The organism is Eubacterium sp. AF17-7 (assembly GCF_003461285.1).
Classification (GTDB): domain Bacteria; phylum Bacillota; class Clostridia; order Lachnospirales; family Lachnospiraceae; genus Eubacterium_U; species Eubacterium_U album.
The window spans coordinates 99,389-114,210 of the sequence record NZ_QTWU01000001.1 but is presented as its reverse complement, the minus strand read 5'-3'; the positions used below and the strand labels follow the sequence as shown (position 1 = coordinate 114,210).

Below are 14,822 nucleotides of genomic sequence, written 5' to 3'. Positions count from 1 at the left end.
CCCTTTATAAAATATATGAACACATTATACTATAATGCTTTGCAAAATAATTGAATTTTCTTGGCTAATTATTGTCTATACTTGTTAGATTTTTCACCTTCTAATTTTTCTAATCTCAAATTATCAAATTCGATTTGCATCTAAATATCTAATTTCATAACCGCATATTCTATCATTGTATATCTATTCAATAGTTTTCTTAGCATATTTCTGATAAATGAAATATGAAATTATACCTGTCACAAATTCTGCGACGGCAAATGCCATCCACACACCGGTTGCTCCCATGAATCGGCTCAAAACGAATGCAGTCGGAATAATCACTATCACATAACGAAGAAGGGATATCATCAATGATGGATTTCCCATTCCTAAACCTTCTAATGCTCCACTGGATGTAACTGATACTGCAGAAATTATAAATCCAAAACTTATTATATGAAGTGCCGTAACACCAATTTTAATTGTTTCAGGATTTGCAGTAAACAATCCTATAAGCTGTGACGGAATAATCCATGAAAGTGTCATACCAAGTGCCATTATTAATACTGTTAATTTTAATGTTGTATGATAAATTTTTTCAACACGTTTGTGTTCTCCCGCTCCATAATTGTATCCAACAAGCGGTCTGATTCCCTGTATAATTCCATTTGCACTAAGATAGATAAATGTCTGAAGTTTATAATAAACCCCAAGTACAAGTACATATTTGTCTGAAAATTCTGCGAGGATTCCGTTTAACGCAGATATTAAAAATGACGGTAATGCCATATTTAATGTTGCCGGAATTCCTATTCCATATAATCTCTTTAACAATTTAAAATCAGGCTTTAATGATTTTCTTTCTATTTTTACAGGAATTGGTCTCGCAAAATATACAATTATATAAACTAACATCGAAATAACCTGTCCTATTCCTGTCGCATAGGCTGCACCTGAAATCCCCATTTTAGGAAACGGACCAATTCCAAAAATCATTAGTGGGTCCAGAATTATATTTGTTGCAAATCCGCAAATCATACTAAACATGGAAACTTTCATTTGTCCCACAGCCTGAAAAATCTTTTCCAATGTAATACCTACAGTGCTTGCCACACTAAACATGAATACTATGTTTGCATACTCTAATGACATGGAAATTATATTTTGATTATTTGTAAACATCTTTAAAAACGTTGGCATAAACGCTGTACATAAAATTGTCAATAGCAATCCATGTATAAAGTTCAAGACAACACCTTGTGTAGTTGCTTTATTTGCCATTTTTTTATCCTCTGCTCCAAGATAATACGCAACTGTCGAATTTATTCCAATTCCTATACCGACACCAATTGATGTTATTATGTTCTGAACAGGGTATACAAGTGCCAATGATGTCATCGCATTCTCGCTTAATTTTGCCACAAAGAAACTGTCTACTATGTTATACATCGAGTTTACTGCCATTGAAATAACCATAGGCAGCGACATCGACAATACTAATGGCAAAATTTTCTTTTCTTTCATAAAACTCTGATCCATTTTATCCTACCTTTCTTTTTTGCTAATTGTTTATAACAATAATAAAGCCACACAACTACTTCTGTAATTGTGTGGCGAAAAAAGATTTCTCTCTAAAAATCCACCCCTTAAAGGTTTTAATCCTTTGATATATTAATATTGTTTATTTGTTATGTCAAGATTCTTTTATCCATAAACTATTTATGACTCCGGCATTAAATATGCTTCAAATCTATAGTCATTAACTTCTAATCATTTTCAATCTCAGGACAAAAGTGCAAAATTTATTATAAAACAAATATTTCTATGTAGATATTTTATAAAAAATATGCAAGCACTACTATACCCAATATGATTCTGTACCAGCCAAATATCTTGAAATCATGTTTCTTTATGTAACTCATTAAAAATTTGATTACAATGATTGATACTGCGAACGCTATTACCATTCCCCATATGAGAATTGCAAGCTCAGTGTGTGTAAAGTTAAATCCAAATTTTATTATTTTGATTGCACTTAAGCCAAACATTACAGGCACTGCCATAAAAAATGTAAATTCCGCTATAGCAACTCTTGATATTCCCATCAACAAACCACCGATGATTGTTGAGCCTGAACGGGATGTTCCGGGAACAATTGAAAGCACCTGAAATACACCGATTAAAAATGCATCCTTGTAACTTATTTCTTCTAATGTATTAATTCTTGCAACTTTATTTTTGTTTTTATTTTCAATAATGATAAATGCTATACCATAGAAAATTAATGCAATTGCAATTACTACAGGTGTATGAAAATGTGCTTCAACATAATCATCAAACAACAATGTAACCGCTGCACCCGGAATACATGAAACAACTACCTTAAACCATAATGAGAATCTGTCTTTTTTAATTATAGATTGAGATTCTTTTGGCATTTGAAAAGGCCACATTTTATTCCAAAAAATTACTACAACCGCTAAAATTGCTCCCAACTGAATAACTACAAAAAACATTTCCTTAAATGCATCACTTACATTTAACTTGATAAACTCATCTACCAAAAGCATATGACCTGTACTGCTGATAGGAAGCCATTCCGTAATTCCTTCTACAATTCCTAAGAAAACAACTTTAAGCCATTCAATAAACTCCAACATATAAAGTCCTCCAATTTTATTTACTTGTTAATTTGAAAAAAGATTTTATACCTACAGTTCACGAAGGCATTTTTTAAATAAAATATTTCCTCTATTTAAATCAGGCTAAATAAATCTGTAGGTATTTTTTAATTATCTTTTCACACAACTTCTTCATTATAGTACAGCAGTGTTTCTAATAAAAGTAAATTTTTTCTTAATAATTTTTATTTATTGAAAGTAACCTTTCTATCTATCGGATATTCTGTGTTTGATAAACAAAGTATCTAATGGGTAATCCACGTTTAACCAATCAATTATTTTTCCGGAAGTCTATGTTTGTAATAAATATTCTTTTGTTTACTGGAAATAGCTCTTGTATTCTATTTTATACTTGCTGTCAGGGAACAAATATTTATGCAGTTCTATAAAATAATCGTCAGTCATGCTGGCAATAAAATCTACAACAATCTGATTTTCCTCTTCATCAAGATAATTTTTATGCTTATAGTACTTTAAATTTTCATTTATGAACTTAATATGGTGCTTGTAAATTATTGAATCTGTGCTCTTGTTATGAACATCATCCAATAATTTATAATACATTTCCTTAAACATTGGTTTAATAATTTCATTGTACTGCTCTTCAAGTTTCTTGTTGTTATATATAACTTCGTAATTTTCTCTTTTTGCAGTTTTCAAATCATTATATACAGATTTGCTTAACAATATGTAATCTTTTCCGTAGCTGTTTTCCAAAATATCAACAGTCATATTATTAATTATTGCGGCATTTTCCGCGCCTATTTTATTTGTCTTAAATTGATAATTTTTATCGATTATTTTTGCAATTCTTGCATCCTGTCTGTCCTTTCCAAGATATGCAACAATATCACATATTCTTACCACACATGCCTCAAGTGTAAGCGGTACAAGACGTGAAATCGCATCGTGACCGATTACATAACTGTCCTCTACTTCCCTATCATATTCGACAAATGTTTTTCCAAAGTGCGGACGATATTCCTGTTGCTCAAATTCACCGTTATGGCATAGAATTCCGTCTAAAGTCTGAAGTGACACATTTCTCGCAAACATATTTTCAAGAACCCTTACACTCTGTACGTTATGATTAAAAAAACGTCCGGTTTCATTCTGAAGTAATTCGCTTAAAAATCTTTCGCCTGCGTGGCCAAATGGTGTATGCCCAATATCGTGTCCCAAAGAAATGGCTTCAATTAAATCAAGATTAAGTCCAAGCACCGCGCCTATATTTCTCGCAATTCTTGACACAAGCTGAACATGCAAAGCTCTTCTTGTAATATCATCATTACTGTAAAATGAAAACACCTGCGTTTTATCCGCATAACGATTGTAATATGGCAAATGAATAATTTTCTCAATATCACGCACAAATGCCGGTCGCCATAAATTAGGCTTGTCGTGTTCCATATTTCTTCTGATTACCATATCATCATTGCATCTGTAAGGATTAATTTTTCCCTGCTTTCTGTCGTCTTTAATTCGTTCCTGCAATTCTATACTTAACTGGTCATATTTTAAATTTTCGTTTGATTGTTCCTTCCTTAACTCCATTTTACCTCCCATCAAAATCCATAATTCCGTGGCAATTTATTTTTCCCACATGACATAAATATAACTTTCGCTCTTATTTTATATCTGTCTGATACAGCTAAAAAACTCATGGCTAATATTCCATCGTTCTTTCGCTCTTAATAAATATCCGCCTGATACATATCAAATTACATTTTATAATCAAATGAAACCCTATTTGTTACATGTGGATTATATTTTTCACCCATTCTCACATGCTCAGGATAACTTAAATATTGTCCAAGAACGCTTTCGTCTTCCAAATCCATCTCAATCATAAGGTCCATATTTGCCGGACGGTCCACGCAATTTTTATGAATCTTTACATCCTTTATTCCATCAAATGCATTCTTTATTTTGGCAAATGCCTCACAATATTCTTTGTAATGTTCTTCTTTAAAAAAATCTTTTTCAAATGTAAATATAACAAAATGTTTAATCATTATCCCGTCTCCTTCTCTGCTATAATCTATGCTTTTATTTTATCAAATTATATCAATAAAAAAAGCCCTCTTATTTATCAATAATAAGATGACTTTAAACATTTTATGTAATATTAAGCGACATATTAATATTCTCCGCGATATCAACTAGTAGTTTAAATGCCTCAAAAAATGTAAACTAACATTTCTTCAGACATTGCATTGCTTTTCTTGAGTACTCAACTCCTGCTACATTCTCTCCCTGAATGTTTCTCCATCTGTTAATTAATCTTAAAAAATCTTCAGATGTTACGCATTCTTTTCTTTCGCTTTCAAATTTTTCCGTAAGTGTTTTAGCCATACTCCCATCCTTTCTCACCTCAACCAATAATTGCATTAGAATCTACCCCTTAAATCCCTTACAACAATCTAAGTATAGTATAAATAGCCAAATTGTCAATTGAGTTTTTGGTTATTTTTCATATATTTCGATAATATTTCATATATGCAAGTCATATTTCTTTCTAAATCTACTTTTTAACAGTGGTAATTTTTTCATATATAAAAGCCCTGTCATATCAGCCAAAAACCATCCTATAGGTACAGATATCCATATTCCAATAACACCAATCTTTGGAATCGCTGATAATGCATATGCAAGCACAACTCTTGTTCCAAGTGAAATGATTGTAAGAATCAAGGACATTTCCGGTTTTCCAACTGCCCTGTAAAATCCATAAAGCAAAAATAATATGCCAATTCCAATATAAAAACTTCCTTCAATTCTTAAATATCCTGCTCCCACTTTTATAATTTCAGTTCCATCAGACACAAACAGGCCCATAAATTTTTCAGCAAATATAAACACTACTGCACTCACGCACACACAAAAAACAGATGCTGCAATCATAGACTGCTTCCAGCCATCCTTTATTCTTCTGTGTTTACCTGCTCCATAATTTTGCGCAACAAAAGTTGATACTGCATTGCCAAAATCCTGTACCGGTGAATATGCTAAAGTATCTATTTTTACTGCTGCCGCAAATGCCGCCATAACTATCGTTCCGAAACTATTTACCAATCCCTGCACAAGTAAGATTCCAAAATTCATAACCGACTGTTGCAAAGCTGTTAATATAGAAAGATTTGCCAGTTCCTTAACAATATTCATATCAAATTTTAAGTGCTTGAGCTTAATTCTAAAATGTGTAGATTTTAAAAGTGCATAGATGGTTATTCCCATTCCTGAAACATACTGTGAAATCACGGTAGCTTCAGCTGCTCCGGCAACTCCAAGATTGAATTTAACTATAAAAATAAGGTCCAGCACAATATTAAGAACCGCTGAAACCCCAAGGAATACCAGTGGCATTACTGAATTTCCTATAGCTCTAAGCCCATTTCCAAAAAAATTGTAAAAAAATGTTGCAATTATTCCAATTCCAATAATAAGAAGATACTGTTTTGTAAGCTTCGTTATTTCAGTTGGAATCTGCAAAAACTTAATTATATTATTAATTTCCGCGAAAAATACAAAAGTTATTAACAAAGTAATGCCGCCTATTAACACAAATGCTAATACAATTCCATTTTTCATTCGGTCATAATCTTTTTTCCCAAATTCCATAGATATAAAAGCGCCGGCTCCCATACTTAATCCTAATATTATTGATGTTAAGAAAATCATCAATGTATAAGATGCCCCTACCGCGGCAAGAGCATCTTTTCCTACAAATCTACCTACAATCAATGTGTCTGCGATATTATAGCATTGCTGGAGTATATTTCCTAACATAAGTGGCAATGCAAATTTAATTAATTTTCCTGTTATATTTCCCTGCGTCAAATCCATATGCAAAACTTACGGTCACAATTATTTACTATTTAAGTTGCGACCTTACTCCATTTTCCGTAATTTTTTAATAAATTTTGTCAAAAAAGAAACCCAGAATTACATACCTTCGTCAATGCAATCCTGAGTTTCCATATGAGCAAGCCACCGTCCTAGCCTGTCTCGATTTCTTACTAGTATTATAGCATAAAATGGGTGTTGAGGGAATAGATTTGAAATTTATTTGCAAAGATTTTATGGATTTTTATGGCAAAATTTTATGACATTTTTTGTGTTGTTGTAGCACTTTGTGTTTCTATATTAAGCGGGTAAACTTGGGATTTAATTCAATAAAGCTTAAGCACTTTCTTCAAATCTACCAATCGCCTTCTCCCTCTTCCATCATTTCATCTATTGCATCGTCAACACCATCTGCATAATCATCATCTTCATCATAGCGGTCATAATCATAGTCGTCATCTGATATTACATCATCATATCCATCGTCGTATGAGTCATCATAATAATAATGTTTTTTAGAGCTATTTGAATAATTATAAGTTTTTCTTGTTGTCTCTCTTTCATATGTGTTGCTGTTGCTAGTTGGTTTCTGAGTATTATTTATGATGTCATAACGGGTTGTCTCTTCTTCGTAGGTTTCATCATTTTCTGTTGTATCATTTTCCAAATCAGAAAAATCATAATCAAGCCCATGCTCTTTCATATGACGATAGCAATAATCAAATCCTTTTTCTTTATTAAAATTACAACCGGGCTCTGCGCATGTTTTTATGTTAGTGTAAATTGATTTAAAGCCGTATATTAATCCAAATATGGCTACTATTAATATAACAAATTTTATAACTGAAGTTGATTTGTTGTTTTTCATGGTTGAATCACTTCCACCATTTTGTTTGCCATAGTTATCGTCATTGTTGTCAACTTTATTGTTGTTGCTATTACTCTTGTCATTATTGTTGTCAGTTTTATTGTTGTTGCTATTACTCTTATCATTATTCTTGCTGTAGGTCCTGCCATTGTTTTCCTCATTGTTATGATATCTGGAACTACTATCTTCATAATCTCTATACTGTTTTCTCTGGCTATTCTGATTTCTTGTTTCGTTCATAAAGCGATATTCCATGCCTCTTTCAAATGTATTTAATTTACCATCTTTATTAAAATCAAAAAACTTGTCTAACGGTCCATCTGCCTTTCCATTCCAAATTCCCATAATTAACCTCCAATCATGTGTTATAAATATTTTACAAATTGTGTGGTAAAAGAATGTTTTTCTTTTATTGAGGTAATTATCTCATATTTGGTGTCCAATAGATGGGACTTGTAGGGGAATATTTAAAGATTTAATTGCAATTTAAACTGCTAGTTTTTCCATGCTACTACTTTTGCAAACTAGCAGTTACTTTTGCAACCAATTTTTATATTTATTCGAAACTACAAGGTTCTATCTACCATATTTTAGTAGAAATTATTAACTCAATCTTATTATATATATATAATGTTATGTCAATTTATTTTTATAATTACTTCTACCACTCATCACTTTCATCGTAATCCGAATCCCAATCTTCTTCCATCAGCTCTTCACTTTCATCATCTTCTTCATCGTCGTCATCATCAAATTCATCATCCTCATCCTGGTAGTCATCTTCATCATCCATTAATAACCCCAGTTCCATTGCTCTTTCCCAAGCATTTAATTTTCCGTCTCTGTTAAAGTCAAACATCTTATCTAAAGGTCCATCCGCTTTTCCGTTCCAAAATCCCATAATTTGCCTCCTTTATAGCTGCAATTTTTTTCTTTTTCCTTTTATGCTTCCATTTTCTCATATTCACTGTCCCTTTTTCAGGACTCGATTCCGTTATTTTTTACTTTATCGAACTATAAAATAGCTTCTTTCACATTTTGATTTTTATTAAATTACATCATTATATTCTATTTTTTATATGTAATACTTGGGAACAGCGTAAGTTGGGGGAGATTTGTGATTCGTTTGAATATGGATTGAATGCTGCGGCTACTGATTATGATGGTGAGAACAAATATATTCGCATTACTGACATAGATGACAATTCTCATGAGTTTTTGCAGAATAATGTTACATCTCCTGACATTGATTTTAGTGGTGCAGAAAATTATAAACTTAAGCAGGGGGATATTTTGTTTGCTCGAACTGGAGCGAGTGTTGGAAAAACCTATATTTACGAGGAATCCGACGGGTTAGTGTACTATGCTGGTTTCTTGATTCGAGGACGAGTTAAGAATGAATATTCTCCTGAATTTGTCTTTCAAAATACACTCACGGCGGATTATGAAAGGTTTATTAGAATTACATCGCAACGTTCCGGACAGCCGGGTGTTAATGCTCAGGAATATGCAAGTTATCAAATTGCTACTCCTGTATTAGAAGAACAGCAGCAAATCGGAGCCTATTTTTCCACCCTCGACCACCTCATCACTCTTCATCAGCGTAAGTATTTTATAATATATAATAAATTAATAACTTGGGAACAGTGTAAGTTTGCTGCAGTCTTTGATGGATTACCGAATAATACATTTTCAAGGGCAGAATTGAACTATGAAAGCGGTACAGTAAAGAATGTTCATTACGGCGATGTGCTGATAAAGTTTGGAGATTATATTAATGCTTCCGAAACAGAGTTGCCATATATATCCGATGATGCAAAAGCCGATAAGTTTAAGAACTCTTTTTTGCAAGATGGGGACATTATAATTGCAGATACCGCAGAGGATGAGGCTGTTGGCAAATGTACAGAAATACAGGGCTCTGAAGGATTAAAACTTCTGTCAGGACTTCATACGATAGCTTGTCGCCCGAAGGAAAAATATGGTCCGATGTTCTTGGGATACTATATCAATTCTCCTGCATATCACAACCAGTTAAAACCATTAATGCAGGGAATAAAAGTTACTTCAATTTCAAAGTCAGCTCTTCAAGATACGGATATGATTATGCCACAAGATATAGAAGAACAAGAAAAAATCGGAGAATATTTTTCTAACCTCGACCACCTCATCACTCTTCATCGGCGTGCATTATAGACTAATGAAAAGGAGGACTTACAAATGAACACAACGACAGTCAGTAGTGACACTTTATTCTGTGATTACTACAAAAAATGGATTACTGTTTACAAGGAAGGTGCTATAAGACCTATAACAATGAACAAATATAAGATGGCACATCAATGGTTAGTAAAATTAATTCCGACTCTTACTGTTGGGGATATTGACAGAATATCTTATCAGCAACTTCTAAACGATTATGCACAAAACCATGAACGACAAACAACTATGGATTTTCATCATCATATTAAATGTGCAATATTAGATGCTGTTGATGAGGGGTTAATTTCCCGCGACCCTACAAGGAAAGCTATCATTAAAGGCAAAGAACCTAGAGCAAAAAAGCAAAAGTATCTTAACCAATTTGAACTACATAAGTTAATTGAGTCTTTAGATTTATCACAGAATATAAATTGGGATTGGTTTATACTTTTAGTAGCTAAGACAGGAATGAGATTTTCAGAAGCATTAGCATTAACCCCTAAAGATTTTGACTTGTCTCATCAAATGTTAACTGTTTCTAAGACATGGAATTACAAAGGTAACGGTGGTTTTCTTCCTACAAAAAATCTTTCTTCTATGAGAAAAATCCAACTTGATTGGCAGACAGTAATGCAGTTTTCTTCACTTATAAAAGATTTACCTGAAAACGAACCAATTTTCGTTAAAGAAAAAGTATACAACTCTACGCTAAATGATATTTTAGCAAGACATTGTATTAGTACTGGTATTCCAGTAATTTCAATTCACGGATTACGACATACGCATGCATCACTTTTGCTATTTGCCGGAGTTTCAATTGCCAGTGTTGCAAGGAGATTGGGGCACGCTAGTATGACTACAACTCAAAAAACATATCTCCATATTATACAGGAACTTGAAAGTAAGGATATTGATATTATTATGAGGTCATTATCTAACCTTTCTTAAATAAAATATGCACGCCGATTTTAATAAATAAAAGCTTGGAAACTCAAAAAATTCCAAGCTTTTACTTTCTTGATAATTATATTATTCATTAATCAATGGGCTTATTTCTTCCATTAAATCATTTTTAAACTCTTCTACCATAGTTTTTCTAAACTTGTATTTTGGCATAGGTTCTTCTGATTCTTCTTTATAAGTTTTATAATCCGTTTTTTCTTTTAGGACGTTTTCGTTTGCAAGCATTCCATCTCTATAATTATATGCTTCAAACTTAACATCCTCATCTTCTAAATACCATTTTTGAGCAAATTTCCTTATAGCATCATCGATAATTTTATACTTCATCTGATTAAATATAACGGATATGTCCTGACCTATATACTTTTCCTTATCATTTTCGATATCTTCGATAATTATCTTTAGTAGCTCACTTATTTGTGGATTAACCTTATAATAATCATCGATAATACCTCTTAATACATTAATATTATATTCAAAATCAGATTCTTTAAAATCATCTTTTGTCTGGTCTAAAGATTCAACAACCCCTTGAAGCAATTCAATAATATATTCAAAATCTATACGCAACTTGCTATAAGCCATCAAATCATATTCATCTAATTCAGGTCCATCTCCATCCGGGTCATCTGAAGGTTTCTTAAGTTCCTCCATTACATTGTTATACATTGCTGCATAGTTTTCATATTCTTCCTGTGAAAATTCTAACTCTTTCAATATATCTTCATTGTAATTTGAAAACGCCTTAAGATGTGCAAAATCATGGTCTAATGCTCTAAACAGATGAACAAACGATTTCTTTTGTTGTCTTGACAATGCTGATATCTCTTCGGGTGTTTCTGCTAAAGCATGAATAGCCTTAACAGATATATTGAAATTATCAAGTACAGTTTCCCAATCCTCAGCCACTGGTTTTCCATCACCACCTCTAGAATATAATGTCAATGCATTGTTTATAGCATCTTTAAACTCTTTAGGCGATTGGAATGTTACAATTTGCCCATACTGCTTATTACTATCAAACAATCGATTAGTTCGTGAAAACGCCTGAATTATATTCTGTGGAGTCATTGGTGGTCTATCCATAAACAATGTAGATAAACAAGGTGCATCAAATCCCGTCAACAATCTATCAACAACAATTACCAAATCAAGTTGCTGACTTCTTTCAAGATATTTCTTTTCCTTTCTTGCTAATCTGTCATTTAAGTTACTATTGTAGGCATTTATCGCTTCAAGCTTGTAATTTGTTCCAAACATTTCATTGTAATCTTCTAAAGATTCTTTCATCTTATCCTGATTAACAGTAGATGCTTCTTCATTTTCTGAAATTGAGTATGTAATTGCAAACTTAGGAAAATCCGGTAACGCTTTCTGAATATCTTCACTTATCTTTAACTCATCTTGTCCATTTTTTATTTTCTTTAACAATTCATAATATTTTTGTGCAATTGAAATGGATTTAACTGTTAATATTCCCTCATATGTTCTTCCTTTACCATTCTGCATTCCCAATTTTGTGGCAGATTGATTCAATATAACGTCTAAAACATTTCTCATATGCTTTTCGGATAAATAGGCAGATTCATCTACATCCTTATTCTTTGGTCCAAGATTTTCTACCATAAAGCCTAAGACTGCCTCATCATGGATAGCTTCCTTTATCGTATAACTATGCAAACACTTTCCATACAGCTGTTCTGTAGTTTGTGGTAAGTCTCCCTTTTGTTCATATTTATTCTGCTCAAAAATAGGTGTTCCGGTAAATCCATACCACAAAGAATTATTAAAGAACTGTTCCAATTTTCTTTTTGTTTCAGGAGTTACTGCTCTATGACATTCATCTACTACAAAAGCAACTCTTAAATTCTTTATAATCTGATATTCTTTCGTTCCTTCTTTCAAACGATTGCTAATCATTGTCTGCATTTTTTGTCTTGTTGTAACAATCATTTGCCTATTACCATCAGTCATTCTTTTAATTAAAGTATCGACATAATCTGTATCATCTACATCAATTGTATCGTTATCTGCATAAGACTGAAATGCCATCTTTGTCTGCATATCTAAATCTTTTCTATCAATCAAAAAAACTGTTTTTTCTATAGATGGTATATCCATTAGCAGGTTTCTTGTAGCCTTATATGATGTCATTGTCTTTCCTGAACCTGTTGTATGCCAAATAAATCCTGATTTTCCTTGTTTTGATGCATTTCGCATTGCCTTAATTGCATGAATCTGATATGGTCTCAGAATTAACAATTTCTTTTTGTCATTATCCAAAACTGTATATTTTGTAACCATTTCATGCGCTTCCGGTATTTTTAATACTGCCTTTGCAAAATCCATATAATCACATACAGGATAGTTCTTTTCATCTATCCATCCTGTAATAAATTTTTTATTTAATTCCGTATCTCTTGCTGCCGAAAAATATTTTGTATCTACCGCATTACTTACAACAAACATTTGAATATTTGAAAAGAGACCTCTAAATTTACCTTCTGCTATATATTTCTTTATTTGCCTATATCCGTCCATATATGAATGTTCTTTATTTTTCAGTTCAATATGAATCATAGGAATTCCATTAATAAGCAATGTGACGTCAAATCTTCTGTCCCTTTCGTCATTTTCTTCTGTTTTGAACGCCTGATATTGATTTATAACTTCATATACACTTGTCCCGCCTGCAATGTGCTCATTATTCATAACGACTAAATGTAATGTTTCATTGCCTCTTTGTACATGAACATAAACTTTTCCATTTTCGCCAACTAGCCATTTCCCTGCATCATAAAATGAAGCATGTGATAAATCATTCTTTACCTTTGCAAACTCACTTTCACTTAATGGTGTATCATTTAGTTTTGCTTTATTGTTCTGCTCTAAAATATACTTAAAGTTCTTCCATAATTGCTCTTCATTTCTGATATCCGGTCTATACGTCCATTGTGATTCACCACTACATAGTTGGTCTATTAGTCTTCTCTCAATTATTGCTTCTAATTCTGCCATAATCCCTTACCTTTCTTTGGAAACATATTTTGTAGCATATATTTTTTTAACTCTTTTAGTGTATCACACTTACGTTGATGAAGAGTGATGAGGTGGTCGAGGTTGTTTAAATATGCAGAAATAATACGCTGTTCTTTCTTTGATGAAGGCATTGATATTGTAACCTCATCAAAAAATGCTTTTGTATCAACATTCAATAATCCATGATTTCTGGCACCTTCTGCGCATATCATTGTAATATCGGAATACCATTTAAGAGTATCAAAAAAGCATTCCAAATAATCTGATTCCACATCGTCTGATGTTATCCCGAAACATATATATAATGTCGATAAACATCCCTGTTCATAGGCATTTAGTCGTTTTATTGAACCATAATCAAATCCTTTAGAATAACTTTTGTTATACGCAAATTCCCCTTTTTTCAAAAGGTAATAATTTGACATGTCTTTTGCTGCGACAACCTTATTAAAAAAATCTCTTTGATCAATCAAGCCATATTGAGATGCTATTGTCAGTGGCAAATCGGATTCGTTATTTTTATTTTTTCTGGTGACTCTTTCACATAGGTGCCCCAACTTACGCTGTTCCCAAGCTTCAGTGAATCCTTTAAAACGGATTTCTGGAAATTTTTCTCCATTTTTCGGAAACATTTTTTGAAGCATATATTTTTTTAATTCTTTTGTGTCATCACACTTACGTTGATGAAGAGTGATAAGGTTATCAAGGTTATCTAATACTGATGATATTTTCTTCTGTTCTTCCATTCTTGGAATCAAAAATGCGAACGCGCCAACCTCTGTTGTGGATATACTTGCTTGATTCACCGCAGGTTTTGCTATGATTCTAAACCAATCTCTGGTTGATTCCTTTTTGAGCAAATGAAGTAAAAAATGGGAATCTATTTCTTCATGTCTTGAACGTATATTTAGCAGGTTCATTCCATGATAAATTTCACCTAAATCCGCCGTATAGAGGGCTGTATTAGCAATATAAGGTAGACTATTTATATGGCTAAAAAGTATATCCCCATCCACAAGTCTATAATTCTCATTTATCTCATCTGAGGAACCGAGTTTTTCAGTGTTTATGACACCGGAAGATATGCTTTCTATTCTTGTAATCTTATATCTATGGTCTCGACTTCCATCAGCTTTGTATGTATAACCATTCTTAATACATGCTGTTACATCCGATAACTTACGCTGTTCCCAAGGTTCAGTAAATCCTTTAAATCTTATTTTTGGTATATCTGCCATATT

General features: G+C 32.5%; 12 protein-coding genes. 2 read left to right on the top strand and 10 right to left on the bottom strand.

The window, feature by feature from the left end:
* Positions 1–183: 183 nt before the first annotated feature.
* The 8 genes from DWW96_RS00500 to DWW96_RS13880 all read right to left on the bottom strand — a co-directional run bounded on the left by DWW96_RS00500 (position 184) and on the right by DWW96_RS13880 (position 8,278).
* Positions 184–1,506, bottom strand: a complete 1,323-nt coding sequence (locus DWW96_RS00500; RefSeq protein ID WP_347496321.1) for an MATE family efflux transporter — start codon at positions 1,504–1,506, stop codon at positions 184–186.
* A gap of 311 nt (positions 1,507–1,817) precedes the next feature.
* Positions 1,818–2,642 (bottom strand): undecaprenyl-diphosphate phosphatase, encoded by an 825-nt coding sequence (locus DWW96_RS00495; RefSeq protein WP_117908318.1) that lies wholly within the window; start codon positions 2,640–2,642, stop codon positions 1,818–1,820.
* Positions 2,643–2,981: 339 nt separating this feature from the next.
* A complete protein-coding gene (locus tag DWW96_RS00490; protein ID WP_117908316.1) occupies positions 2,982–4,217 on the bottom strand; it encodes an HD domain-containing protein in 1,236 nt (411 codons plus the stop codon).
* A 167-nt stretch (positions 4,218–4,384) separates the two neighbouring features.
* A complete protein-coding gene (locus DWW96_RS00485; RefSeq protein ID WP_117908314.1) occupies positions 4,385–4,678 on the bottom strand; it encodes a Dabb family protein in 294 nt (97 codons plus the stop codon).
* Positions 4,679–4,856: 178 nt separating this feature from the next.
* Positions 4,857–5,018, bottom strand: a complete 162-nt coding sequence (locus DWW96_RS13885) for a hypothetical protein (RefSeq protein ID WP_158562614.1) — start codon at positions 5,016–5,018, stop codon at positions 4,857–4,859.
* Between the two features lie 138 nt (positions 5,019–5,156).
* Positions 5,157–6,509, bottom strand: coding sequence for an MATE family efflux transporter (locus DWW96_RS00480; protein ID WP_347496320.1), 1,353 nt, complete (start codon positions 6,507–6,509; stop codon positions 5,157–5,159).
* A gap of 355 nt (positions 6,510–6,864) precedes the next feature.
* Positions 6,865–7,722, bottom strand: coding sequence for a hypothetical protein (locus DWW96_RS14180; protein WP_199522656.1), 858 nt, complete (start codon positions 7,720–7,722; stop codon positions 6,865–6,867).
* Between the two features lie 316 nt (positions 7,723–8,038).
* Positions 8,039–8,278, bottom strand: coding sequence for a hypothetical protein (locus DWW96_RS13880; RefSeq protein ID WP_158562613.1), 240 nt, complete (start codon positions 8,276–8,278; stop codon positions 8,039–8,041).
* A gap of 137 nt (positions 8,279–8,415) precedes the next feature.
* Here DWW96_RS13880 and DWW96_RS14325 point away from each other — a divergent pair, with 137 nt between their 5' ends.
* Positions 8,416–9,573, top strand: coding sequence for a restriction endonuclease subunit S (locus DWW96_RS14325; protein ID WP_117908311.1), 1,158 nt, complete (start codon positions 8,416–8,418; stop codon positions 9,571–9,573).
* A gap of 24 nt (positions 9,574–9,597) precedes the next feature.
* Complete coding sequence (locus DWW96_RS00465; RefSeq protein WP_117908309.1) at positions 9,598–10,527, top strand: site-specific integrase; 930 nt, start codon at positions 9,598–9,600, stop codon at positions 10,525–10,527.
* A gap of 81 nt (positions 10,528–10,608) precedes the next feature.
* Here DWW96_RS00465 and DWW96_RS00460 read toward each other — a convergent pair whose 3' ends face one another.
* Both DWW96_RS00460 and DWW96_RS00455 read right to left on the bottom strand, forming a co-directional pair.
* A complete protein-coding gene (locus DWW96_RS00460) occupies positions 10,609–13,560 on the bottom strand; it encodes an HsdR family type I site-specific deoxyribonuclease (protein ID WP_117908307.1) in 2,952 nt (983 codons plus the stop codon).
* Positions 13,548–14,819: a restriction endonuclease subunit S gene (locus DWW96_RS00455; RefSeq protein ID WP_117908305.1), complete on the bottom strand. Its 1,272-nt coding sequence runs from the start codon at positions 14,817–14,819 to the stop codon at positions 13,548–13,550. The genes DWW96_RS00460 and DWW96_RS00455 overlap by 13 nt, the downstream gene beginning before the upstream one ends.
* Between the last annotated feature and the right edge of the window lie 3 nt (positions 14,820–14,822).